Origin of the sequence: Acinetobacter sp. ACNIH1, assembly GCF_002934695.1 — a bacterium.
GTDB lineage: Bacteria > Pseudomonadota > Gammaproteobacteria > Pseudomonadales > Moraxellaceae > Acinetobacter > Acinetobacter variabilis.
The window spans coordinates 1,878,296-1,902,831 of record NZ_CP026420.1; the positions used below are offsets into that span (position 1 = coordinate 1,878,296).

19 protein-coding genes and 3 tRNA genes are annotated in these 24,536 nt (G+C 43.3%); 9 read left to right on the forward strand and 13 right to left on the reverse strand.

Features of this window, described 5'->3' with window-relative positions; genetic code table 11:
- Positions 1 to 185: 185 nt before the first annotated feature.
- The 5 genes from C3F22_RS09260 (at position 186) to C3F22_RS09280 (ending at position 3,250) form a co-directional block, all read left to right on the forward strand.
- Positions 186 to 1,097 (forward strand): alpha/beta fold hydrolase, encoded by a 912-nt coding sequence (locus tag C3F22_RS09260; RefSeq protein WP_104426386.1) that lies wholly within the window; start codon positions 186 to 188, stop codon positions 1,095 to 1,097.
- 131 nt (positions 1,098 to 1,228) lie between these two features.
- Positions 1,229 to 1,304 (forward strand) — tRNA-Glu (locus C3F22_RS09265).
- Between the two features lie 24 nt (positions 1,305 to 1,328).
- Positions 1,329 to 1,404, forward strand: a tRNA-Glu gene (locus C3F22_RS09270).
- A gap of 45 nt (positions 1,405 to 1,449) precedes the next feature.
- Positions 1,450 to 1,525: transfer RNA gene (locus C3F22_RS09275), tRNA-Glu, on the forward strand.
- Between the two features lie 303 nt (positions 1,526 to 1,828).
- A complete protein-coding gene (locus tag C3F22_RS09280) occupies positions 1,829 to 3,250 on the forward strand; it encodes an iron-containing redox enzyme family protein (RefSeq protein WP_104426387.1) in 1,422 nt (473 codons plus the stop codon).
- Between the two features lie 65 nt (positions 3,251 to 3,315).
- Here the strand turns inward: C3F22_RS09280 and C3F22_RS09285 are convergent, their stop codons facing one another.
- From C3F22_RS09285 to C3F22_RS09305, 5 genes are all read right to left on the reverse strand, one after another.
- Positions 3,316 to 4,560: an NADH:flavin oxidoreductase/NADH oxidase family protein gene (locus C3F22_RS09285; protein WP_104426388.1), complete on the reverse strand. Its 1,245-nt coding sequence runs from the start codon at positions 4,558 to 4,560 to the stop codon at positions 3,316 to 3,318.
- Between the two features lie 130 nt (positions 4,561 to 4,690).
- A complete protein-coding gene (locus C3F22_RS09290; RefSeq protein ID WP_104426389.1) occupies positions 4,691 to 5,701 on the reverse strand; it encodes an ABC transporter permease in 1,011 nt (336 codons plus the stop codon).
- The gene (locus C3F22_RS09295) at positions 5,701 to 6,744 is read right to left on the reverse strand and encodes an ABC transporter permease subunit (protein WP_104426390.1); all 1,044 of its coding nucleotides are present in this window, start codon (positions 6,742 to 6,744) and stop codon (positions 5,701 to 5,703) included. The genes C3F22_RS09290 and C3F22_RS09295 overlap by 1 nt, the downstream gene beginning before the upstream one ends.
- A 22-nt stretch (positions 6,745 to 6,766) precedes the next feature.
- Positions 6,767 to 8,599: an extracellular solute-binding protein gene (locus C3F22_RS09300; protein ID WP_104426391.1), complete on the reverse strand. Its 1,833-nt coding sequence runs from the start codon at positions 8,597 to 8,599 to the stop codon at positions 6,767 to 6,769.
- A gap of 16 nt (positions 8,600 to 8,615) precedes the next feature.
- Positions 8,616 to 11,918 carry a LysM peptidoglycan-binding domain-containing protein gene (locus C3F22_RS09305; RefSeq protein ID WP_104426392.1) on the reverse strand — a complete coding sequence of 1,101 codons (3,303 nt, stop codon included), beginning with the start codon at positions 11,916 to 11,918 and terminating at the stop codon, positions 8,616 to 8,618.
- Between the two features lie 208 nt (positions 11,919 to 12,126).
- Here C3F22_RS09305 and dnaQ point away from each other — a divergent pair, with 208 nt between their 5' ends.
- The 3 genes from dnaQ to nudC all read left to right on the forward strand — a co-directional run bounded on the left by dnaQ (position 12,127) and on the right by nudC (position 16,031).
- The gene (dnaQ, locus tag C3F22_RS09310) at positions 12,127 to 13,500 is read left to right on the forward strand and encodes a DNA polymerase III subunit epsilon (protein ID WP_104426393.1); all 1,374 of its coding nucleotides are present in this window, start codon (positions 12,127 to 12,129) and stop codon (positions 13,498 to 13,500) included.
- A gap of 126 nt (positions 13,501 to 13,626) precedes the next feature.
- Complete coding sequence (locus tag C3F22_RS09315; protein ID WP_104426394.1) at positions 13,627 to 15,252, forward strand: chemotaxis protein; 1,626 nt, start codon at positions 13,627 to 13,629, stop codon at positions 15,250 to 15,252.
- Positions 15,252 to 16,031, forward strand: coding sequence for an NAD(+) diphosphatase (gene nudC, locus C3F22_RS09320; RefSeq protein ID WP_104426395.1), 780 nt, complete (start codon positions 15,252 to 15,254; stop codon positions 16,029 to 16,031). Before C3F22_RS09315 ends, nudC begins: the two co-directional genes overlap by 1 nt.
- Before the next feature lie 69 nt (positions 16,032 to 16,100).
- Here the strand turns inward: nudC and C3F22_RS09325 are convergent, their stop codons facing one another.
- The 4 genes from C3F22_RS09325 to C3F22_RS09340 form a co-directional block, all read right to left on the reverse strand.
- Complete coding sequence (locus C3F22_RS09325) at positions 16,101 to 16,979, reverse strand: alpha/beta hydrolase (RefSeq protein ID WP_104426396.1); 879 nt, start codon at positions 16,977 to 16,979, stop codon at positions 16,101 to 16,103.
- A complete protein-coding gene (locus C3F22_RS09330) occupies positions 16,969 to 17,661 on the reverse strand; it encodes a BON domain-containing protein (RefSeq protein WP_104426397.1) in 693 nt (230 codons plus the stop codon). Before C3F22_RS09330 ends, C3F22_RS09325 begins: the two co-directional genes overlap by 11 nt.
- A gap of 136 nt (positions 17,662 to 17,797) precedes the next feature.
- Positions 17,798 to 18,211, reverse strand: coding sequence for a YraN family protein (locus tag C3F22_RS09335; protein ID WP_034170475.1), 414 nt, complete (start codon positions 18,209 to 18,211; stop codon positions 17,798 to 17,800).
- A 9-nt stretch (positions 18,212 to 18,220) separates the two neighbouring features.
- Positions 18,221 to 19,180: a penicillin-binding protein activator gene (locus tag C3F22_RS09340; protein WP_104426398.1), complete on the reverse strand. Its 960-nt coding sequence runs from the start codon at positions 19,178 to 19,180 to the stop codon at positions 18,221 to 18,223.
- A gap of 10 nt (positions 19,181 to 19,190) precedes the next feature.
- Between C3F22_RS09340 and rsmI the strand changes: the two genes are divergently transcribed.
- Entirely contained in the window at positions 19,191 to 20,033 is an 843-nt protein-coding gene (rsmI, locus tag C3F22_RS09345; protein WP_104426399.1) for a 16S rRNA (cytidine(1402)-2'-O)-methyltransferase, read from the forward strand.
- Positions 20,034 to 20,101: 68 nt separating this feature from the next.
- Here the strand turns inward: rsmI and C3F22_RS09350 are convergent, their stop codons facing one another.
- The 4 genes from C3F22_RS09350 to C3F22_RS09365 form a co-directional block, all read right to left on the reverse strand.
- A complete protein-coding gene (locus C3F22_RS09350) occupies positions 20,102 to 20,353 on the reverse strand; it encodes a hypothetical protein (RefSeq protein WP_004782870.1) in 252 nt (83 codons plus the stop codon).
- Between the two features lie 174 nt (positions 20,354 to 20,527).
- Complete coding sequence (locus C3F22_RS09355) at positions 20,528 to 21,775, reverse strand: FAD-dependent monooxygenase (protein WP_104426400.1); 1,248 nt, start codon at positions 21,773 to 21,775, stop codon at positions 20,528 to 20,530.
- Complete coding sequence (ubiH, locus tag C3F22_RS09360; protein ID WP_104426401.1) at positions 21,772 to 22,980, reverse strand: 2-octaprenyl-6-methoxyphenyl hydroxylase; 1,209 nt, start codon at positions 22,978 to 22,980, stop codon at positions 21,772 to 21,774. Before ubiH ends, C3F22_RS09355 begins: the two co-directional genes overlap by 4 nt.
- A 411-nt stretch (positions 22,981 to 23,391) precedes the next feature.
- On the reverse strand, positions 23,392 to 23,832 hold the full coding sequence (locus C3F22_RS09365) for a BLUF domain-containing protein (RefSeq protein ID WP_104426402.1): 441 nt from the start codon (positions 23,830 to 23,832) through the stop codon (positions 23,392 to 23,394).
- Positions 23,833 to 24,536 lie beyond the last annotated feature (704 nt).

Consider the following 24,536-nt stretch of genomic DNA (forward strand, 5'->3'; position numbering starts at 1 on the left):
AATTCTTTATCCATACCTACTCATTTTCTGGTTTATTTATGACTCTTTTATAAATATACATATGTCTGTTAATTATTGTTTTATCAAAGATAATTTACACATTAACACCACAAAAAGCGCTGCTTTTGCTACGTTAGTTTTTTCTATACTGTAAATATAATTCTATCGAACTCAGTGGGGTGTCGATGAAAGTTATTTTTATTCATGGAATGAATCAGCAACATCATAGCGCTGCTTCCATCCGCCAGCGCTGGCTCCATATACTTCAAAAAGGGATGCGCAAACACCTACAAGATGCCAGATTTAGCTATTTAAAACGTCACATTCGTATTCCATTTTATGGCGATCTGCTTTCACGTTATAACGTCCGCAATATTCTAGAAGCCGGCACCCTGATGCCACAGGAATGGCCCAGCTTTCCTTTTCGCAAGCCGGCTCAACCTCAGCTTCCTGCCCCTGTTCCACGTCCTGGCTGGCGTAGGCCCACAATTACCGATTTTTCCCAACCCGGTTTAAGTGACACCATGGATTTCAGACAGAAATTCAATTATTTTACCGCTCTCGGCAGAAATGTGGCACTTCGGGATTTTGCCTTATTACTCAATTATTTTCCCACTCTGCATCGCACTCTATTGCAGAGATTTCTGATTGAAACTTATCTTTATCTCGATAATCCTGATTTCATGAGGGAAGTACATGAACGGATTGCCAGACAACTGAGTGGTCGCAAACCCTGCATGGTCATTGCCCATTCTTTAGGAAGTGTGATTGCCTATAATCATCTCATCCAGCACCCTGAACTGAATGTACAGCGTTTTATTACTTTAGGTTCGCCATTAGCTTTCCAGGTGATTCAATCCAGCCTGGCACAACCGGTGGTACGACCTCAGGCAATTAAAGGCGACTGGATCAATTTCTATTCAACGGATGATTATCTTACCGCCATTCCACTTACTCAACCGCCATTCAAGTTTGAATCTGAAATCATCAATCATGGCATTCGTACGCATATTCACCGTCCACATGATATTACTGGCTATTTACTACATCCTCAGGTCGTTGAAGCTATTCTGGAATTACTTAAAAATCCGGCTTAAATCCGGCATTTTTCAAGTATTCTACTAATATTGTTTTAAATTTATGCACTCAAAAGAAAAATTCCAAAAAACTCTGGAAAAGCGTTTGACACCCCCCTGTTTTCACCCTAATATACGCCCACCTCTGAAACGTCCCTATCGTCTAGAGGCCTAGGACATCGCCCTTTCACGGCGGTAACCGGGGTTCGAATCCCCGTAGGGACGCCAATTTCAGAAGTAATATTTTATTAAGTCCCTATCGTCTAGAGGCCTAGGACATCGCCCTTTCACGGCGGTAACCGGGGTTCGAATCCCCGTAGGGACGCCATTACTTCAAATCAAAAGTTCTGGTTTAAAATATCACTTCTATACTGTCCCTATCGTCTAGAGGCCTAGGACATCGCCCTTTCACGGCGGTAACCGGGGTTCGAATCCCCGTAGGGACGCCATATTCGAGATGGTTAATTTAATTAACTTCTCATAAAAAAGCCCAAGCATGATGACTTGGGCTTTTTTATTGCATGTTCCTTCATTCCTGTTTTTTTAATGTTTGATCAAATTGTCTCGATTGCAATTTTATTTGTTTATAAATAATTCATTCAAAATCTTATTCTTTTACATTTCTCTTCAACTCGTTATCCATTCATTTTCATTTACAGCAATCGCACTATAAATCCGAACAAAAAATCAACACCGGTGGTATAAGCATGTCGTTAAGGTAGAAAGCATAATATATCTGCAAGGATCAGATTATGTTCGTCAGTACAAAGTTAAGTTCGCCTGAATCATCTATTAAAAATCATAATCATCAATTTAATAACTTTAAAGATTGGGTCAACTTCTTTCAAGATCAACAGATTTCGACGACAGTAAAGACCGAACAGGCTGAGGACTATTTAAGAGGTTTAATCCATCAAGTTGATGTGGCTGGATTGGAATGGCTGGATCAACCCAGACATGTAGAGCAACATTTTCTGGAACAGCACCACCAAACCTGCGCAATTTTCCAGTCGTATGTAGAACGGCGTAAACAGCAGCAAGGACGCGAGTACTTCCCGACTGTGTCACATGCATTTGAGTTCCTGGCCAAAGTCGCACCTGTAAAACTGGTAGACGGCTCATGGCTTTATTCGACTGTACAAAACTGGAATCGTCCAGAAACCAAAGACCTGATTTATATCTATCTGGAAGAACTGGGCATGGGTCATACCCGCGCCAATCATGTCACCATGTATCAGGACTTGCTGAATCATTATGAGTTGAACAGCTATGCTGAACAGTTAGATGCCAGCTATTATGAACAGGCAGCCGTTCAACTGGCACTAGCTTATGCACCGCCAGAATATTTACCGCTGGTAATTGGCTTTAATCTGGGTTATGAGCAGCTGCCATTACACCTGTTAATTACCAATTATGAGCTGTCTGAACTGGGTATTGATCCGCATTACTTCAATGTGCACATTACTATTGATAATGCTCACAATGGTCATGCACAAAAATCGCTGCAAGCGTATTTAGATCAATATGCACTCGCTGAAGATCCCGTCCAATATCTTGACCTGATTAAAAAAGGTTATGTGCTGAATGACATTGGTAAAAGTTCTATCCAGATCATCAAACAACTGGATACTAAAAAACTGGCTTTGAAAGTGTTCCAGAACAAAGCACTAATTGGACAATACATCCATAACCAGAAATGTCAGTTTAGTGGCAAGACCATTAATGAATGGTTATCCGATCCGGCACAGATTGCGGATTTCCTGAAAGTCATGATTGAAAAAGGCTGGATTGTAAAAGATGCACCTGTAGAACAAAGCCGTTTCTGGAAAATGATTGATGATCCAGATGGCAAAATGTTTGGTGTATTTAATGCCACTGAAAAACAGATTATTAAAGACTGGATTCAAGGTGAGACTTTAGCTGCTCGTCTGTCATTACGTAGCAGATCTCAAGTACATAATCAGATGGAACCGGTGTTGAACCGTATCGACCAGCAACAGATTCATCAGTTGAAAAGCCGTCTGAATCGCTGTGCTGCTGCCGAACAAAAGATTGATTTATTGATTCCTTATGTGGCACCGCATATGCATCATCAGGAAGTGGGCTTGTGGGCAACGCGTCAGCTTTCCCAGCTACTCTTCCCTTTCCAGACTCAAGCCATGACTTATTCTTAGAAAGATCATTCATAAAAAACAGGGCATTGTATATGCCCTGTTTTTGCTTCAATGCATTATGCAAATTAGGCCGATTTACGTGAATTGATCTGACCTTTAATCACAGCTTTCACATTGCCTTTTACGTAATTTAAAAATACCTTTAAAGGCGACAGTTTTGGATTTGGTCGATTACCTTTGGCAATTTCCTTAAATTGCGCGGCATACCAGATGATTTCCATAATCGCCATTTTATCGATCATTGGAATACCGGTTTTAATTTTCTCCACTGCATAACGTACATCCTGTCCTGCAACCAGACGGTTACCCAGATCAGGCTCGACCGCAAATGGACGTGCAATACCGACAAAATCACATGCGCCACTATCTAAAGCTGCATTCATACCTGTTGCGGTACGGAAGCCTCCCGTTACCATCAAATGACAATTAACTTCCTGACGGATCTTTTCGGCAAAATCGAGGAAATAGGCTTCGCGGGCAACCGTTGATGCTTTACGTTTCTCTGCTTTTACCCCTGCCATTGCGGGTGCTTCATAGGTTCCACCAGAAACTTCAATCATATCGATCCCGGCTGCATCCATCGCCTTAAAGACATAAATAACGTCTTCTTCACTAATGCCACCGCGCTGAAAGTCTGCCGAATTCAATTTCACTGAAATAACAAAATTTTCAGAAGTTGCTGCACGTACCGCCTTATAGGCTTCTAGCAAGAATCGACTGCGGTTTTCAATACTACCACCCCACTGGTCTTGACGTTTATTGGTCAGTGGCGATAAAAACTGGCTAATCAGGTAACCATGTGCCCCATGTAACTGCACGCCTTCAAATCCCGCCTTTTCACAAATAGCAGCTGAAGTCGCAAAGCGCTGGATAATATCTAAAATTTCATATTCACGCAGTTCACGTGGCGTACCGAAACTCATCACCAGTGCTGGACTGAAAGGTACAGCTGAAGGTGCTACGGTTTCTTTATTCAAGCCTTTTGGGCATTGACGTCCAGGGTGAGATAACTGTACCAGTTGTACTATACCATGACGTTTTCCGACATTCGCCCAGGCTTTTAACTTTTCCAGGTCACGTTCAGTTTCTATTACCACTACACCGGGTTCATTCTTGGCACGAAAATCCACCATGACATTACCTGTAATCGCACAGCCTAAACCACCTTTGGCCCAAGCTTCATATAACTTTAAATGGGCCTGATTAGGTTGGCCTGCATCATTGGCCAATGCCTCACTCATGGCACCTTTAATGATACGGTTTTTAAACTGGGTATTACGGATCTGGATGGAATCGGCCAATTGTGTCATGTACTTTCCTAAAATGTTTATCTTATTTTGTATGTGTTATAACCTAACTTGCCATAATTGACAATTCATATTGTCAAATGGATACAAATTTTATTTTTAGATATTAGGGGGTAGTCTTAAAAAAATCATTTTAAATTTTGGGATCGAAAGCATCTCGGATGGCTTCACCAATATAGATGAGCAAAGACAAGACAATGGCTAAGGTCAGAAACCCGGACAAAGCCAACCACGGCGCATTGATATTATTTTTGCCCTGCAGCAATAATTCACCCAAAGAAGCGGTTTCAGGCGGCAAACCATAACCTAAAAAGTCCAGTGCAGTTAGTGCGCTGATGTTGGCGGTCAGCATGAAAGGAAGTTGTGACAGACTGGAACCTATGACATTCGGCAAGATATGCCGAAACATGATCCGGCCATGCCCTGCTCCAATGCTTCTTGCTGCCCAGACATATTCCAGATTTCTGGCTCGTAAAAATTCGGCGCGCACCATCGACACTAGTGTCGTCCAGCCAAAAAATAGCATGATCACAAATAGCCAGTAAATATTTGGACTAAACACACTGACCAGAATCATGACCATAAACAGCATCGGCAGGCTGCTCCAGACCTCAAGTGCACGTTGCCCGATCAGATCAATCCAGCCACCATAATAGCCTTGAACTGCCCCAACCAGCACACCTAATCCTGCTGACAGTAAAGTTAATGCAAAGCCAAACAGCAAGGAAATACGCAAGCCATATAAAATACGTGCTAGCACATCCCTTCCCTGATCGTCTGTTCCTAGCCAATTTTGTCGGCTTGGAGGTGAAGGTACTGGAATATCGAGTGCCAAATTGGGTGTGTCATAGCCGAAGCGGATCACCGACCAGATTGCCCAGCCTTTGGCATTAATCAGCTGCTGTACCGTAGGATCCTGATACTCGGCTTCAGTTTCAAAGACACCCCCAAAAGTCGTTTCAGGATATGACTTTATTACTGGCAGATAATAGGAATCCTCATACTTGACCAGTAAAGGCTTATCGTTAGCGATCAGCTCAGCACCAAGTGACAAGATAAAAATAATGGTAAAGGCAATGAAGCAGGCAAATCCGGTTTTATTATTTTTAAAACGTTGCAGGCTGGCGCGTAGCATTGGTGACATTATTTTGACCCTCGCGAATCAAAATGGATCCGGGGATCAATCACCCGATACAGCACATCACTGATCAAACGCAGCACCAAGCCTAATAAGGTAAAAATAAACAAGGTTCCCAAAATGACCGGATAATCCCGCTGCAGAATCGCTTCAAATCCCAGCATGCCCAAACCATCCAGATTAAAGATGATTTCAATAAACAGGTTCCCGACAAATAAAATACCGAGCAAAGCTTCTGGCAAACTGGCAACCAACACCAGCACAGCATTGCGCAGTACATGACGGTAAAGCACTGCTCTGTCCTGTAGTCCCTTCGCTCTTGCTGCCAGCACATATTGTTTACTGAGTTCTTCCATAAAGGAAAATTTCACCAGATAAGTCAGCCGTGCAAAACCGCCGAGTACCATAGCCAGTAGCGGCAAAGCCATATGCCAAAAATAATCCTGAATTTTTCCAAAGAGGGATAATTCAGTAAAATTTTCCGAGCTTAACCCTTGTAAAGGAAACCATTGCAGATAGGAACCACCTGCAAAAAATACAATCAGCAAAATGGCAAAGATAAAGGCTGGAATAGCATAGCCCACAGCCAGCAGCAAAGACGTCGTTTGATCAAACAGGCTGCCATGCTTTTTGGCCTTCTGGATGCCAAGAGGAATAGAGACCAGATAAATGAGCAAGGTACTCCAGAAACCTAGAGACAGTGAAACTGGCAATTTTTCCCAGATCAGTTCAGTCACAGCTTGGCCTTTAAAAAAGCTCTGGCCTAAATCAAACTGGGCATAGCTTTTCAACATTTCCCAGAAACGTAAATGAACCGGCTGATCAAATCCATACTGAATCTTGATCTGCTCCAGCATTTCGGGCGTCAGGCCTTGCTGTCCCTGATACTGCAAGCCACCGATCGCCAAATTATTTGCATACTGTGCCTGATAGATGGCCTGTTCCACTGGACCACCCGGTGCAAGCTGAATCACCACAAAATTGATCAGTAAAACCATCAATAATGTCGGAATCATAAGAAGCAAACGTTTGACGATATAAGTGCTCATGGCACTCCCCAAAGCTGGAAATCTAGCGATATTTTAAGTACGGCGCCACTTGTCTGGCTTTAGCTGCATCCACCCACCAGTAATCAATACCCGCAGAAAGCTTGGGCTTGATTTTAGGCTGCTGATACATATTCCAGTAAGCATACCAGTATTCACCCGTACCATAAGTCGGAATATGATAATAACCGGCTCGCAATAAACGATCTAAAGCTCGGGTACTATAAATCAGCTGCTCCCGGCTTTGTGGTTGAACCACCTGATCAATCACCCGATCAATCACCGGATTTTGAATACCGGCATAATTATAATTGCCAGGCTGACGTGCCGCCTGACTACCCCAAAACTGTTTCTGTTCCTGCCCCGGTGTCAGCGATTGCGGCATAGTATCCACAATCATATCAAACTGATAATTTCTAAGGCGCTCATAGTACTGAGCCGTTTCCACCATCCGAATGTACGCCTGAATTCCTAAACGTTTCAAATGGCGTAGATAAGGCATTAGATGACGCTGCTGTTCAGCCTGATGCAACAGAAATTCAATCTGTACAGGTTTACCTTGAGCAGTCACCAGTTTTCCCTGCTGATAACGGTAACCGGCATTCAATAAAATTTGTCGCGCCTGTAATAAATTTTTGCGGTTAAACCCGGAGGCATCTGATTGCGGATAATGCCAATCCTGTAATACCGTCTGACGTTGCACCGGATGCAATTTAGATAAATTTGGCTGTAATATTTTCAGCTCTTGGGCACTCGGCTTGCCTGTAGATGCCAGTTCACTGTTACTAAAAAAGCTGTTGAGACGCTGATATTCCCCATGAAACAAGGCTTTATTTAGCCATTCAAAATCATAGGCCAGAGTTAAAGCTTGCCGGAAGCGGATATCGGCAAAGGGCTGACGCCGCATATTAAAAATCAGGCTTTGGGTTGGAATCGGATTGTGATGGTGAAAACGATAGGTTTTGATCTGGCCTTGCTCTACCGCAGGAAAGCGATAATCACTTACCCAGCGGTTAACCTGTTTTTCTTCATGCAGTGTGAACTGGCCCGACTTAAAAGCTTCAAACTTGATTTCCGGACTACGGTAATAACGATACTGTATTCGATCAAAATTATAACGCCCACGATTGACCAGCAGATCTTTACCCCAGTAATGCGGATTACGTTTATAGGAAATACTGCGTCCTGCATCAATACGTTCAATCACATAAGGCCCAGAACCTAAGATCGGTTTCAGGTTAACATCCTTGAAGTTGCGCTTTTGCCACTCCTGCTGAGAATAGATCGGCATTTGCGTCACAATCATGGCCATTTCCGGATTATGGCGAGATTTAAAACTAATCTTAACTTTTGAAGGTGACAGGACTTCGGTTTTTTTAATATCTGCCAGATACATCTGTAAGCCAAAATTAGACTGGGTCTGGTACAGATCAAAACTGTATTTCACATCTTTAGCCGTCACTGGCTGACCATTACTGAATCTGGCCTTAGGATTTAAATGGAAAATAATATAAGCAGTCTGCTTTGGATCGAAACTGACTTTCTCCGCCAGCAAAGGATAATAAACGCCGGGCTCATCCAGGGATTTCGACATAAGGCTGTCAAAAATATAATTAATCCCTTCAGTGACATTCCCCTTACCATTCATGCTGTTCAGATTATCAAAACTGCCATCGGCTGCCTGAATAAGAATGCCGCCTTTGGGCGCTTGCGGATTGGCATAAGGCAGAGATTTAGCCTGTGCATATTTGGGTGCACCATGCAGTGCAATATAAGGTGTCGTAATGACTGCTGCCCCGCTAGAACTGATGATCCAGGGGGCAGCGAGAATCCATAAGACATGGACGGGATTAAACAATTTCACGATCCAGAAATTAGTTTGGAACCTTAATCACATCACCAATACGCAATTGAGTATTGGGTTTCAGCTCATTCATTTCTGCCAGCTCATTGGTTGCCATACCATAACGGGATGCCAGACCAATCAAGGTATCGCCACGCTTCACCTTGTATTCAGTGACCAGCTTTGGAAGCTGAAGCGTTTGGCCCACACGTAAACCAGCACGTGGACTAAGATTATTCAGGCTCGCCAGATCAGTAACGGGTACTCCTACACGATTGGCAATCGCAATCAGTGATTCTCCGGATTTTACCGTATAGGATTCTGTCGCCTTAGAAGAGGCAGATTTTGTTGCGACTTTTACTACCGGCTCTTTTTTGGCAATCTGAATATCTTCATTAATTTTTAAACGCTGTCCAATCCGCACATTGCTATTGGTGCTTAGGCCGTTCAGGTCTGCCAGATAACGTAATTGTAGATGATATTGGCGGGCAATCGAGCTTAAGGTTTCACCAGATTTCACGATGTGAGTATCTGATTTGACATTCTTTTCCTGAGTCTCGGTGACCACTTCCTGCACAGGTTCAGGACTACCAGATAATTTCAGATGCTGACCCACACGCACATTGGCACTACGGGAAATATTGTTCAGGTTGGCAATCTGATCCATCGACAGATTATATTTTGCTGCAATCTCGGTCAGCGTATCACCCGATTGAACCGTATAACTGTCAGGAACCTGACTACCGGCCGGAATCTTGATGGTCTGACCAATGCGTAAGCCGCTGTTTGCAGACAGGCCATTTAACGCTGCCAGTTCAGATACCGTCAATTTACTTTGATTGGCAATGCTGTACAGGGTTTCACCACGTTTGACCTGATAGCTTTCTGTTGGCGTATGATCAACCTTAACGTTCTCAAACTTCTGTTCGATTTTTTCGGTTTTCTTGCTGCTCGCAGTCAGTTCATCAACTTCATTGAGAGGAACATTAATCTTCTGTCCGACCATCAAACTGCTACCCGCGGTTAAACCCGGAGTTAGTGCAGCAAGTTCTGCATTCGACAATGCGTAGCGATCTGCAATCAGTTTCAGATACTCACCACGTTTAACGGTATAGGACTTGGTCTGGACTTTGGGAGTTTCGACTTTTTTGCTGTCTTCAACTTTCGCTTTGCTGGTACTTTCTTTTAGGGAAAGCTTTTGCCCCACAAATAAACCACTGGTCATACTCAGATCATTATAATCAGCCAACTGTTTAACACTCAGGCCGAACTGGCTGGCAACGCTGGTCAAAGAATCATTGGCCTGAACCACATAACTTTCCGGTTTCTCTTTGGCTTTCGGTACTTCCTGTACTGGGTTGGCATCATAGAGATAAATTGTGGTGCCCACATATAATGTAGAGTTTGGATCAATCTGGTTCCATTTCGCGACATCACGCCAGTTCACGCCATTCTTCGCTGCAATCAATGCCAGATTATCGCCCGGTAAAACCTTATAGGTACTGCGCTTACCTTTCGGTGCCACAACCACAACTTCTGAATCAGTTTTTACATAGTTTTTGCCCTGATTAAGTCGAGCTTCAACTGAATCTGCACTGGTGTTTACAGCGACTTCTTTCGGATATGAAAATCCTTTGGTCAGTTCCTTGCCCTGCTGCTCGGCAATAGACTGACTGGTCTGAATTGCAGTCAGTTTGATCTTGCCATCATAAGGGTCAACAATTTCTGTGCCTGCAGGTGCCAGTGCTTTCAACTCTTCAATGACCTGTGCCTGTTCAGCTGCAGTCGCCACAGGTTGTAAAAGCTCATCCACGGTCTTATTAATTTCTTCTGCTGACACCACTTTCTGGATTTGCTGACGTTCAGCTGCGGTAATTGGTGGCTCGACCTGGATAGGCTTCACTGAAGCAACTGGCGTCACAGCAACCGGAATACGTGGCGCGCTTGGAATAGGCAATTCACTTTTTGCCGCAAATTCAGCAAGTGCTTCGGAACCACGTGGTGTGCTGACCCGTTTGGTGGTTTGTGCAGTTAGATTAGGTGTCGTCGTGGTTGACACTGCTGCTGGTGCAGTCGTAGCTGGCTTTGGTGATGTGGTCGCAGTTGGAGCTTTAGTTGCTGTTGCAGTCTTAGCAGTCGTAGTGGCAAGCACCGGCGGAGTCTGCTTGGCAGGTACGATGGTGGTACTGGTTGATGCTGGTGCTACAGTTGGCTTTGGAGTTACTGTAGTGGTCGTTTTAGGCGAGTTACTGACAGTACCTGCCCATAAGCCGCTTGAACTAGACTGCAGTTTTTTCAGTTTTCCATCAATCGATGGACTTAAGTCAGCCGGAATCAAAATACGGCGCGGACTTTCCGGATCAATACGATCACCACGATGCCCCGGGTTAAGCTGATACAGTTCAGCACGGCTTAAACCGGTAATGGCTGCAATCTCATTTAAATTGGCTGCACCGACAGTCACTTCACGAAAGTGAGGACGGTTGGCAATTGGTGGCAAACTCACGCCATAAGTACCCGGATTTTTCACAATCTGCGCAACTGCCAGGAAACGCGGCACATAGTTCATGGTTTCCTGAGGCAGTTTCAAGGACCAGTAATCGGTAGGCAAGCCTGCGGCCTTATTACGGTTAATCGCCTGCTGGATACGGCCTGGACCGGCATTATAAGAGGCCAAAGCCAATTCCCAGGAACCAAACTGGTTATATAAGCTGCCTAGAAACTCATAAGCCGCACGAGTCGACTCAACGACATCACGACGGCCATCGTAAAGTGAGGTTTGTTTCAGACCATAAATACGGCCAGTACTTGGAATGAACTGCCATAAACCTGCTGCTGCTGCACTACTGGTCGCTGCCGGGTCATAAGAACTTTCAATGATCGGTAATAAAGCCAGCTCTGTAGGCATGCCACGGCGCTCTGCTTCTTTCACCGTATAATAGAGATAGCGCGATGCACGGGCACTCAGGCGGTCCAGATAAGGCTGACGGGAAATAAACCAGCCACGCTGTGCATCAATACGCGGATTCCAGGTATTCAGATCCATCTTGAAACCCACGGTCATCCGTTTCCAGATATCACCATGCTTCAAAATCAGTAAGCGGTCACCTTCAACCGCACGCATATCCGTTGCAGAAAGTAAATCTTCCAGCCCATCCAAACTGCTTGCATCTAGATATTGTGAGCCAACCTGCTTGCTTGACGCTTTTTGGGTCGCACTTTGTGTAGAAGAACAGCCCGTCAGTCCCAAGGAAGCGAGTGCCGTTCCAAGTACAGAAAATTTTAAAAATGTTGGTAATGCAGGCTGCCACAAAATTGCGGTTGGTTTATACATAAAGAAATCCAAACAATTCGTATATAAATTTATTTTTTAGATATGCCATTGTAGTGAAGCATGTCGTGGACACAAGGCATTAATTTACCCCGATTTCACGTTAAATGTTACAAGAAATTAAAAAAACTGGTGTATCTAGACGCATCAAGCGTATTTGCGTTATACAATATCCGCTTCAGCAAGTTCTTTTTTGATCGGATTTTAATTTATGTCTCACACTATCACGCTATATGTTGATGGCGCCTGTCGCGGCAACCCGGGTTTAGGCGGTTGGGGGGCGTACATAATTACCGAACAGCAGGAACACAAAATTTGCGGTGGCGAAGATCATACCACCAATAATCGCATGGAGCTGACCGCGGCGATCGAAGGCATCCAGTTCTGTCCGAAAGATGCCAAGCTGATCATTTATACCGATTCCAATTATGTCAAACAAGGCATTACCGAATGGATTCATGGCTGGAAAAAGAAAAACTGGAAAGACGTTAAAAATCCGGATCTATGGCAAAAACTGGATGCCACCTGCCAAGGCCGCGATATTGAATGGCACTGGGTAAAAGGCCATGCCGGACATCCTGGCAATGAAATGGCCGATCAACTGGCCAACCAGGGGGCAGATGAAACCTTGAAAAAATCCAAATCAGTTACTGCAATCACTGAAAATAAAAAAAAATCTGAACCTGACTGGCTTCTAGACGACCCTTTCGGGCTGGATCTTGTCGATAGTGAAGAAGAACTCGAAGAGAGCATGGAAATGGCCGAAGAAGAAATGGAACAGACTGAAAATTTAGAAACAATTGAAAATACCGATGAGTCTGCTTCAGTCACTTCAGATTCAACCGAACTACATCCGCAAATTGTGATTACACCGCCGACCTTAGAGCTGCATGGCCCCCGTCAATTGATTCTGGATACGGAAACCACCGGTTTCTATTATCAGGATGGTGACCGGATCATTGAGGTGGGTGCGATCGAAATGATTAACCGGAAACTTACCGGCAGCTCAATCCATATTTATATCAATCCGAAAAAACCGGTTGGTGATTCGGTGAATGTCCACGGTATTACCGACGAGTTCCTGCAAGACAAGCCGCTGTTTGAAGAAATCTCACAGGTACTGTTTGACTATCTGCAAGGTGCCGAAATTATTGCGCATAACGCGACCTTCGATATGAACTTCCTGGATATGGAATTCAAGCGTGCAGGCTTTGTCGCACTTTCTGAAGTTTGTGAAGTAACCGATACTCTCGCAATGGCCAAATCCAAGCATCCTGGACAGAAAAACTCTCTAGATGCCCTCGTGCGTCGTTATGAAATTCCACAACGTGACCGTACCTTCCACGGTGCCTTGCTCGATGCGGAAATTCTGTCCGATGTTTATCTGGCTATGACCGGTGGACAGGTCTCTTTTGATATGGATGCCCTGTCACATACCGAAGAACAAGGTGGCAGTTCAAGCACTGTAAAAATCGAAATTGAATTACCTGTAATTCTTCCATCAGATGAAGAACTTGCCGAACATGAGAAATGGGTCAAACAATTTGAAGAAAAGCATGGAACGCCTTGCCTTTTTGCAAAATAAAATCTAAATTCCAAGCAGTAATTTCGCTTTTAAAATACAGTTCTTCAGTTATAGTAATTACAAAGAGGTTCCGTCCGATAAAGCGGGGCTCATATATAGATAATACTCAAGGAAAGGTGCAGATCCATGTCTTACCAAACCTCTATACATTTTGATCCAACAGCTTTACTGATAATAAAAAATGAGGTTGATAACTCGATCAAGTTAGTCGAATCAGCAGTAAGCACCTTGGTAGAAGATCAAACCTTACCTTTTGGCATTGACGATGCATTAAATCAGTTCGAACAATGTGCACAGGTACTGGCACTGATTGATATGCCGAATCTGGCACAAATTGCTCAATATTCAGCAGAACTGATGCGCAAGATTATGGGGAATCCGGCGCAGGTCAACACTCAGGATGTGATCGCATTGAGTGAAGGCACCACCATGCTGAAACGCTATATCGAATTTATCTGCTTGCGTGAAGTGAAGATTCCGCAGTTCCTGCTCGATACCCTGAACCGTCTGGAACTTGCGCTTGGTAAACCATTGACGACCGAAGGTCAGCATATTGAACCTTTGCTTGATCTGATTACTCCAGACTTCCAGTTACCCCAAGTACCAGGTCTGGAAAAATCCAAATATGTGCAACGCCTGTATAAGCTGTCTCTTAACAAACTGCTAAAACAGGAAGAAAGCGAGATGGATCTGCAGGCGATCAAACTGGTCGGTACTTATCTGGCAGGTCTTTCAGCAAATCATCCAAGCAAGCAATACTGGCATCTGGTGCATGTTGCTTTTGATAATATTGATCACCTGCTCATCAATGAACCACGTTTGCGTACTTTAATCGGTATTGAACGCAACATGGCGCAGTACTTTAGTTCAGCCGACAGCTTCAAAGCCTCTCTGTCCGATCTGGCAAATGTATTAAGCTTATGTATCAGTCAGGAAGATGCAACTGCACAGCAAATCCGTAGCCAGCTGAATATTGGTGATGATCTACTGACAGATATGCAACTTCAAGTATTTAGCCGTCATCTGTATGGCCCAGACTTCGAAACCATGCATACCATTAGCGAACTGGTGACCGCAGAAATGATCCAGATCCGCAATGATATCGAATACAACTATCAGCACATGACACCTGAAAAAACTCAGGAACTCCAGACTCAGCTGAATAGCTTGGCCAATATCTTCAAGGTTCTGAACCTGAACGAAGCCTATCATGATTTAAACCGTCAGGCAGATATTCTGAAAGATGAGTCTTTTGCCCAGCAGTTGATGAATGTGATTCTATCCGCGATGAACTCGATTGGTGTATTGGAACGTCACCATACTTCGAGCCGTCTGCAGCTACGTGTGAATAACATGAATATCTCGCTGGATCGTCTGGACGAAGCACATAACGCTTTATTGAATGAAACCAAGGCACTGATTGAATTGTCTAGCCAGATTCTGACTGATTATCTGCAGGATCAGGACCTGGCCAAACTTGAACCTGTACCCATCCAGTTCTGCGAAATTGGCGGTGCCATGCTGTTCCTGAATGCTGAACATGTGAAAGCTGCATTCAATACAACTGCCCTGTTTATCAAAAACCGTATTGAACAGTCGGTTGCATTAACACCAGCAGAAATTCATCATGCGCTGGATGCATTGGCTAGTGCCGATATGATGATCGATAACTTAAAGAATAAACAGCCTGTATTACAGTCCATGTTTAAGGTAGCATTAGACAGTAGTGAGAAACTGAAAATCGTTGCCTAATGTCTAAAAAATTATCACTTGCTTATATTTTCCAGCAGCAACAGTTGCTGGTCGACCAACACTTTCAACTGCCTCAAGTTGAAGCTCTGGCAAGTGATTTGCTGCTGAATCCGGGTGATCAGGTGGTTGCCCGTGATCTTCTTCCAGATGAGCCAATTCCTGAAGGCTTGCAACTGGTTCCAATTCGTCAATTATTACAGTTTTGGAATGTTCAGCAATTTGAACAGGCCAGTCGTGCTGTGCAACTACTGGAATGGCGCCGGAATCACAAATTCTGTAGCCACTGTGGCACCCCGACTGAAGCCCATGCTGTTGAATATGCCATGGTTTGCCCAGCCTGCCATTATCGTCAGTATCCACGGGTGCAACCTTGTGTGATTACCGTGATTACCCGTGGTGAGGATGAAATTTTGCTGGCTAAAAATGCACGTAATACCAAAAGCCAGATGTATGGCCTGATTGCCGGATTTGTCGAAGTTGGGGAAACACTTGAAGAAGCGGTACGTCGCGAGACGCTGGAAGAAGTCGGCTTGAAAGTGAAAAATATCCAGTATCTGGCCAGTCAGCCGTGGCCCTTCCCGAGTAATCTGATGATTGCCTTCAAAGCAGAATATGCTGGCGGTGAGCTGCAATTGCAGGAAGAAGAAATTAGCGATGCGAAATTCTTCAAGTTTGACCAGCTGCCGGAAATTCCGTTTAAAGGCAGTATTGCCCATGCCATGATCATGCATGTGACTCAAGGTACACCGGTCGCAGATGATACCTGTGAATGGCTATAAGGTTTTTAATTAAAAAAGCCCGGTTTTTATACCGGGCTTTTTTGTGGGAATTACCACGATCACAGATCTTCACTTAAAAGCATCTTCTAGCGCCCACATCACACGTGGCTTGGTTTCAAAGAACCGGCTAAACAAACTGGACAATGAACCAATCATTGTAATATGGCCCAGTTTAGGAATCGTAATCAGCTCGCTATGATTGCCATGGTCTTTTAATACCCGATCCAGATCCTGACTGTTAAAATGACCGACAATATTGTCCCGCTCTGCCATGAACAGATAATGTTTGGTGGAGGTATTTTCCACAAAATAATATGGCATCACCTGCTGATACGGAATCGACTGGTCAAAAGCATCGGCACAGATTGGATCATCTTTATAGTTAAAATGATACGGTCCTGCCAGACCAATAATGGCGCGGATCTGTTCCCGCTCAATCATGGCCTTTTGTGGATGGTATAGCGCTGACATGACATTAAATGCCCCGGCTGAATGTCCCATCAAGACCAGATTTTCCGTAGAAACATTTAACTGGCCTGCATGCTGCTGCAAATGATTTAGCAACAGATGCAGGTCATTGATATAGATCGGGAAAGTGTGTTCAGGCGCTAGGTGATAGTTCATCACCACCACATCATAGCCTTCTTTGGCAAAGGCCTCGCCAATGAAATGGTAATCCTTTTTATCACCGTGCAGCCAGGCACCACCATGGACAAAGACAATCAGGGGGCGATGCGCTAAAGGCTGATGACTTAAAAACAGATCAAAACGTTGACGGGCTTTTAAGCCATAGGCTAACTGGGTTTCAACACTATAACCCTGTTTTGGGGTTAAACGGTTCAGCGCATAACTGCCAAAATCATAGATCCGGAAATCTTTATAACGTTGCTGGACTTCAAGGATCCGGTCTGACAGCTGCGTTTTAAATTGACCGACCTTATGGAACATCAGTCGGTTCAACTGTATCAGGATCAATGGCGACTGGAGTCTGTTCAACACCCGACTGTGCATAAGATGCAGGCGCTGCAAAATTCTGGTTAGTATTATAACCAGAGTGCTGATCCACGTTGTCGATGAGCGTGACAATTTTTGTGATATTCCCCACTTGTTGCAGCACCTGATTCAGGTCATCGATTTCTGCACTATTCAGACGTCCCATCACATACAGCACACCATCTTCAGTATGCACATGCACTTTGCTGTCAGATACTACTGGTGCTTTCATAATCAGGCCACGGGTATTCGCCGTCACGGCGGTATCCTGCATGATCGTAGTGTAGCTGCTCTGGTTACCCACAGTAATAAAATTGTGCACCGCTTTGACGTCACTCATGGATTTGACATTATCTTCTGCCAATTGCTTGAGATGCGCATCCGGCACCTGTCCGGTCAACAGGACATTGCCATGGAAGCTTTCAATATTGACCCTTGACTGTTTAAAACGTGAATCCAGTTTATAAAGATTAATTTTTGCAGTACGTACAATAGAAGAATCGATAAATACCTGTCCTAGCGTCCGAGCTCCATTTTCGGTACCTACAGGAGCCGTACCAGTACCGCTAGAAATAAAGCTGGCACAACCCGATAAACTTGCGACACACAGCATTGTTATTGCAATACGCTTAACCACTCAGCAAGACTCCTTAATTTTAATCAGTCTTATTTCAATATAATAATCTGTTTTTTCAAGGCCAGATGTTCTTCATCATACTTGAACTTTCCCATGATGCTGCAAATTTTATCTACCGCATCAGATCTTATTTTATTCAAAGATTAATAAACTCTTGATCAAAAGTAAAAGCATTTTCAAACCAGTGCAGATCATAAGGGTATTGAGAAAAATCATGCTGTATGGTTTTTGCAAAATACCGATTAAAATCAAAACAAATCACATCAAAACGATAGTAATAATGTGCAAACTGTGGATTCTTTTGAATAAAACATACAGCCGTTTGTAGGACTTTTCGTTGCTTGGCAGAGGAAACCGATTCAAAAGCCAATGCATAAGCTGTTTTAGCCCGTGCTTTTACCTCGACAAAGACCAGTTCCTGCTCACGCTGCATGACCAGATCAAGTTCACCATAGCGACTATGCCAGTTTCTGGCAATGAGCTGAAAGTCTTGTTGCTGCATTAGTTGGGCAGCTTGTTGTTCTGCCCATGCACCTAATTGTTTCTGCATCGTTGACCCTTATAGTGCCTTAAGACCTTTGGCACTCTGCTGAAAACAGGACGGCGTACGTTGTATGCCTTGATCCGATACCTGAATCATTCCAGTACGACCCTGGAATTCAATATTGCGTATTTTTTTATTGTTTAAATAATACTGGGTGATTTGCCAGGCATCGCCACCAAAAGCAATCAAACGCTGATAGGACATATTCACCGGTGCCTGTTGATAAGCCTGCATCACATCAGGCCAGTTAGCAAAATAAAGTACCGGCACATCGCAGAACTTGATGCCTCGTGGCGGAGCATGCTGTTCATTAATTGCATTCGCGACTGTGTAAATCCGTTTATGTCCTAAACCCTGTAAGGATGCCAGCCAGTCCGCATTGCCGAGCAATAGGATCCCCTGCTTGCTCTTCAGAAAAAATGGCGGCTTCTGGATCATTTCCAGTTGCAGCTCACTCTGGCTAAGTAGTGACATTAGCAAGAGTTCATGTTCTGACTCACTGCCCGGTTGACGCAGCACAAACAGTTGCTGAATCCCATCTAGCGCAATCTGCTTCTGTAAGGCAGCTGCATCTTCTTTTTTCGACAGGCTAAATTGCCAGATATTTGGGGCCGTTAGGCTAGTTTCATTCAAACTCAGTGTACGAATCTTGGGTTTAGTCTGCACCAGCTGCTCTACATCCTGACGTCCCAGAGGACCGATCACCATTTGCGTCTTTTTACTGACATGCTGTTTGAGTAACTGAGAGATTTTTTTCTGGTCTGAATTGACCCATTTCAATGGTACTTTCTGTCCGGACGCCGTATATGCACTGAGAAATCCTTGCTTGATACTCGAAGCAGCTCGCGCCAAGGGGCCGGTTTCAGGTAGAATAATCAGCACTTCCGCTTGTACGCTGCTGACGTAGACCAGTAACCCCAAGCCCAAAATTTTATTTTGAATCTTCCATTTTTTATTATTCGATTTATTCCACATGGAGAAACCTATGAGTGCTCAGTTATTTGTTGTTGCGACTCCAATCGGGCACTTAGATGATATTAGTTATCGTGCAATTAATGTATTGAAATCGGTGAGTCTTATTGCAGCTGAGGATACACGAACTTCTGCACAATTACTTAAACATTTTAATATTCAAACACCTTTGACAGCCTGTCATGAACATAATGAAAGCAACAAGATTGATCAGCTGATTCAACGCCTGCTCAATGGTGAAGATATGGCATTAATCAGTGATGCAGGTACACCACTGATTAGCGATCCAGGATTCAAGTTTGTCCGTGCTGCGCAAGAACATAATATTCGTGTGGTTCCTGTGCCGGGTGCATGTGCTGCAATTGCCGCATTAAGCGCAGTAGGTTTACCGAGTGACCGTTTCAGCTTTGAAGGTTTTTTGCCGTCTAAACAAAGCCAGCGGCTCTTGACTCTGGAAAAACTGAAAGATGAAACCCAGACCTTAATTTTCTATGAAGCACCGCACCGCATTCTGGAATGTGTTAAAGATCTGGCAGCGGTATTCGGTGCAGAACGTCCTGTAGGTTTTGCCCGTGAAATTACCAAGACCTTTGAAACCATCAAGAAAATGACACTGGGTGAACTGGTCGAATTTGTTGCCAATGACCATAACCAGCAAAAAGGTGAAATCGTACTGGTGATTGGTGGTTCTATCGAAGAGAAAGATCTGGATCAGGAAAAACTGGACAAGCTGTTAGTGCGTTTATTACAAGACCTGTCTGTCAAAGCAGCTTCACAACTGGCTGCAGATTTGACCGGGATCAAGAAAAAAATTGCCTATCAACGTGCTCTGGAACTGACTTCAGCCAACGATTAACTTTTCTTTATCCATAAAAAACACCACAATCAATGTGGTGTTTTTTTATTCGCGAATATCAAGTGCAATTATTCTCTTGCAACGGATTCATCAGCTGGAACTTCAGTAATACGGCCACCACTTGCCAGAAAAGCCGCAATTTCATCCTCAAGTGCCTGACGTTTTTTCTGCTTAGCAGTTACAGTCAAAGTTTCAGCTTCTAATACGTCTGTATCATTCACAACTTCTTCGCTACTTGCAGCACCTTTTTCTGCTGCTTTTGCTTCATCGTCGTCGATTACAGGATCCTCTACATCATCATAATCATTTACGTCTGTCATTTTGCTCTCCCCACAAACGGCTTCGCTTTTATCTATTGAACCAAGCTTTAAATTAACTGAAATTTAGCAATCTCTTTGGTCTTCGCCTAGCCCTAATTTTCAAAAAATCGTATCTTTTTTAAACAAAATAGTTACTCTTTATAGATGTTTGTTTAAAAAATTTACATTCGGCCACTAGGTTGAATAACGTGTATCTTTGAGTAAACTTAAACCATTCGCCTGAGCCATAAATGCATCTTTCAGGACTGCCTGTTGCTCTACCTGTTTCAGCCCGAAATTACGTGCCCATACCACTGGGAAAAGCTCAGTAGTTTCCATCCAGCCAATCGCCGACATGCTATGCATCATCGCATCATTCTGGCCTTTACGACGATGCTCATAACGTTTTAAGGTCTGCACATGGGCCCACACTCCACGCGCTTTGTCATGTAGCAACACCTCACAAAGTACAGCAGCATCCAGACAGCCGATATTAACCCCTTGTCCAGCAAGCGGATGAATCACATGCGCAGCGTCACCAATTAATGCTAAGCCATCTTGTACATACTGCTGTGCAGCACGAGCTTTGAGTGGGAATTTAGCTCGCGGTGTCGCTTCCAGCACTTCGCCCAGCATATGATAGCTTTCACGGGTCAATAGTTGAGTGAAGTCAGCATCTGATAATGCTGCATATTCATCGGCATAATCATCAGGTAATGTCCAGACTATGGATTGCCAGTGGCCTTGCTCTTCTTCTTTAAGACCTGCCATTGGCAGATAAGCCAAAGGACCGGTTTCCAGAAAAATCTGACGAGCCACATGCTGATGCGGCTGGGCTGTTCTAATTGCACAGCTGATTCCAGCCTGTTTATAGTCCAGTACATCGATATCGATAAAGGCTTGTTCACGTACAAAGGAGTTCGCGCCATCTGCGCCAATGACCAACTTGGTTTTGAGCTGGGTGCCGTCTGCCAGATGAATAATCCAGACATTTACACCACGTTCCATCCGGCTAACTTTGACCTGTGTGCGGTAATCTTGCACCTCTTCAAGCATCTTTTGCTGTATGGCCAGATTCAGGATACTCGGTTCTACCATCGAGCCTAGCGCCTGCTCTACAGAAGGTGTCCTTTCTGAAGAATGACCAAAGTTAATTTCACCGTAGCCATTTTTATTCCAGACCTGCATTCCAGTATATGGCTGCTGGCGTGCAAGTTTGTCCCACACACCCACGGTTTTTAATAAATGAATGGTCGCCTGACTTAAAGCCAAAACCCGCGGATTGGCTACGCTTAAAGTTTTGTCTGCATCCAGAATAGGCGCAGCATCCAGCACAGTAGCTCGCACACCACCTTGAGCAAGTAATAAAGCGGTTAGACCACCTACTAGCCCACCACCAACAATGACAACATCTAATACATCAGAACTCGGATTCAGACTCATGCTTTTAACCCCATGGCATAGTTAGCGACCAGTGGCTTGATGCCAGGAATAGTATCAAAAGCAATCAGTCCGGTATTACGGATCAGTTTCAAGAATGGATTCTGATTACTAAAACCACGTACGACTGAATCACAGAACTTGATCACTCTCTGCTGATCATTCAAGCGGGATTTCTCATAGTCCTGTAATACCGCTGCATCACCTAAGTCTGCGCCTTGTGACTGCTGCTCTTTCAGGTAGCGCACCAATACATGCGCATCTCGCATACACAGGTTAAAACCCTGACCCGCTACTGGATGAATCGTATGTGCAGCATTCCCCATCAAGACCACACGGCCCACAGCCTGTTTTTCTGCTAATACTTGGGACAAAGGGAAACTGAAGCGCTTACCTGTTTTCTGGAATTTGCCGGCACGATCGCCATAGGTTTCTTGTAAGGCGTTCAGGAAATGCTGGTCATTTTCCTCACCCAGCCATTCTCCTTCCGTTCCTTTCTTCACAGGCCAGACCACAGAACGACGATATTCACCCGGAAGTGGTAATAAGGCTAATGGTCCTAGGTGGCTAAAGCGTTCAAAGCCGACATGATTATGTGGTTTAGAAGTTTGAACGGTAGTGACAATGGCGACCTGATCATAGTCATGTTCTGAAGCCCCAATACCGAGCGCTTTACGACAGAAAGAATCACGCCCATCAGCAGCGATCACCACTTTGGATTGAAGTTTCAATAAAGCATCACCACGTTGTGCTTCAAGATAAGCAAACTCAGCATCTTGAGTCAGAGAGCTGACCTGAATCCCATCAATCAGTTCAATTAAAGGTTCTTTTTTGACTTGAGTTAATAGCACACGGCCTAGCCAGGCATTTTCAATCACTTGGCCAAAGCTTTCGACTTTTTCCTGTTCTGCAATTAAGCGCGCCTTACCAAAACTGCCCTGCTCAGTGATATTCACTTCAAGAATCGGCGTTGCATGTTCCTGCAAGGCATCCCAAAGCCCAAGTTCCTGATAAATCTGTACACTACGGCGTGACAAGGCACTATTACGTGCATCAAAGCTGGAATGATAGGGTGCAAGGTTTACATCATCATAATCTGGATATTTGATCGCTTCCAAAAGTTTGACTGCAATATTGGTTTTGGCCAACATCAGCGCGAGACTCAAGCCGACCATACCACCACCGACAATGATGACTTCTTGTTGCATGCTGTAATCCTTTTAATATCGTATCTATATACATAGATACTTATAATCATGATGAATTTTATATTAGCCTAAAAAATTTCTTTTTTATAATAAATTAGGTAGCGGTTTCGAAGCGAAGTCTGCTTGTGGTTAATTTATAGCTAACCTCAACGGCCTACTTAAATTTTTCAAAATACAGAAGTGTCGTCTGCCTGATGAAAAGCAGAAGAATTTTGCACTGATTGTTAGGTTTAAAAGCTTGGCTTGGTATGAAATGATAAGGATGGGATCTGGATATAATTTTTTGAATTAACAATATTTATATTTTTAAATTTATAAAATATTTTTTATTTCAATTATTTTAAAGTAAATCTCATTCTAAAAAATCATACGATACAGGGCTAAAGCTTATATCGCATGATGATGTAAGGATTAACTTGCTTTCAATGTATAGGCATGGTCATTCAAACTTGCCAATATCTGAATAAATTGAAGAATGGTCTTGGCATTCAAGGTATAAGGATTGAATTCATCCAGATTATGTTCGGCAAAGAATCCAAGAATATCCTGCTGGATATTGGCATATTTCATATGCCAGTCTGAGAAGAGTCGATCATTTACATCTTCAAAATACAGTACTTCACAATTTTTATGTCGAGGATCTTTCAAGATTTTTTTATAGAACAGATCTTCAATCTTGTTCCTATCTCCTTCTAGACATTGAACAAAGTAACCATTCCCATAATACAGAGCCCCAAAAATCGCATTACGTGAATTGAAATTCAACGCTTCTGTAAGAATATTGAATAGATCATTCATTGGATCTGCGCAGTCATACAACTTACTGACATATAAAAGTCTTGCGTCGCTCATTGTCTACCTCAATATTTTAGATTATGTATATTACTCAATATTTTTTCCGTTAAATATATATAACTGATTTTATAAAAATTTTCTATGATTAGATACAATATAATTTATCTAATAGTAAAATAACTTGAAAAATAAAATGAATTTTTATATAAATTCAGCCACTTGCTTTTAACACACATTTCCAAAATATTTCTATATTAAAAAGCCTCAAAATATTGCTATTTGAAATCGGCCATCAAGTATCAGTTTTTTTACTTTCTAAATGCTCATGTAACTTGAGCACCAGATATCTTTGCCAGAACAGCATCAAGCCAGCAAAAATGTAAATCAGCGATTTGTTCTCGATCAGTAGTGCAACTGCTACAAATACAATAGCAAAGATGAAGGAAAGGATTATATGAGTCTTCTTGTTCAATTTAGAAACGACAGTCTAAGTCGAGCTCAAGCAACTTATTAAGTATGGACATTCTTCTTCCTCTTTTCTCAAAATATTTTTAAAGGGTAACTGTTTTAAATTTCTAAACGATACAAAAAACATGCCTATTTAATAATCAATCTTGTACTCTTTGACTTACAGTCATTCAAGTCCTTTACTACTATTTTGGTTAAATGAATTTTCATATGATGATTACATCAGGAACAGGAAGTTCCACATAAGAATAACAATAGATAAGCACAAGGACGGTAAGGTACGACAGGAGTTA

Excerpts from the sequence above, each read along its gene's own strand:
- C3F22_RS09285 (WP_104426388.1), bottom strand. The coding sequence starts at position 4,560 with ATGACACAATTGGCCGATTCCATCCAGATCCGTAATACCCAGTTTAAA.
- dnaQ (WP_104426393.1), top strand. The coding sequence starts at position 12,127 with ATGTCTCACACTATCACGCTATATGTTGATGGCGCCTGTCGCGGCAAC.
- C3F22_RS09355 (WP_104426400.1), bottom strand. The coding sequence starts at position 21,775 with ATGAGTCTGAATCCGAGTTCTGATGTATTAGATGTTGTCATTGTTGGT.
- C3F22_RS09340 (WP_104426398.1), bottom strand. The coding sequence starts at position 19,180 with ATGTGGAATAAATCGAATAATAAAAAATGGAAGATTCAAAATAAAATT.
- C3F22_RS09280 (WP_104426387.1), top strand. The coding sequence starts at position 1,829 with ATGTTCGTCAGTACAAAGTTAAGTTCGCCTGAATCATCTATTAAAAAT.
- C3F22_RS09350 (WP_004782870.1), bottom strand. The coding sequence starts at position 20,353 with ATGACAGACGTAAATGATTATGATGATGTAGAGGATCCTGTAATCGAC.
- C3F22_RS09335 (WP_034170475.1), bottom strand. The coding sequence starts at position 18,211 with ATGCAGAAACAATTAGGTGCATGGGCAGAACAACAAGCTGCCCAACTA.
- C3F22_RS09325 (WP_104426396.1), bottom strand. The coding sequence starts at position 16,979 with ATGTTCCATAAGGTCGGTCAATTTAAAACGCAGCTGTCAGACCGGATC.
- C3F22_RS09305 (WP_104426392.1), bottom strand. The coding sequence starts at position 11,918 with ATGTATAAACCAACCGCAATTTTGTGGCAGCCTGCATTACCAACATTT.
- rsmI (WP_104426399.1), top strand. The coding sequence starts at position 19,191 with ATGAGTGCTCAGTTATTTGTTGTTGCGACTCCAATCGGGCACTTAGAT.
- C3F22_RS09315 (WP_104426394.1), top strand. The coding sequence starts at position 13,627 with ATGTCTTACCAAACCTCTATACATTTTGATCCAACAGCTTTACTGATA.
- ubiH (WP_104426401.1), bottom strand. The coding sequence starts at position 22,980 with ATGCAACAAGAAGTCATCATTGTCGGTGGTGGTATGGTCGGCTTGAGT.
- C3F22_RS09290 (WP_104426389.1), bottom strand. The coding sequence starts at position 5,701 with ATGTCACCAATGCTACGCGCCAGCCTGCAACGTTTTAAAAATAATAAA.
- nudC (WP_104426395.1), top strand. The coding sequence starts at position 15,252 with ATGTCTAAAAAATTATCACTTGCTTATATTTTCCAGCAGCAACAGTTG.
- C3F22_RS09260 (WP_104426386.1), top strand. The coding sequence starts at position 186 with ATGAAAGTTATTTTTATTCATGGAATGAATCAGCAACATCATAGCGCT.
- C3F22_RS09365 (WP_104426402.1), bottom strand. The coding sequence starts at position 23,832 with ATGAGCGACGCAAGACTTTTATATGTCAGTAAGTTGTATGACTGCGCA.
- C3F22_RS09295 (WP_104426390.1), bottom strand. The coding sequence starts at position 6,744 with ATGAGCACTTATATCGTCAAACGTTTGCTTCTTATGATTCCGACATTA.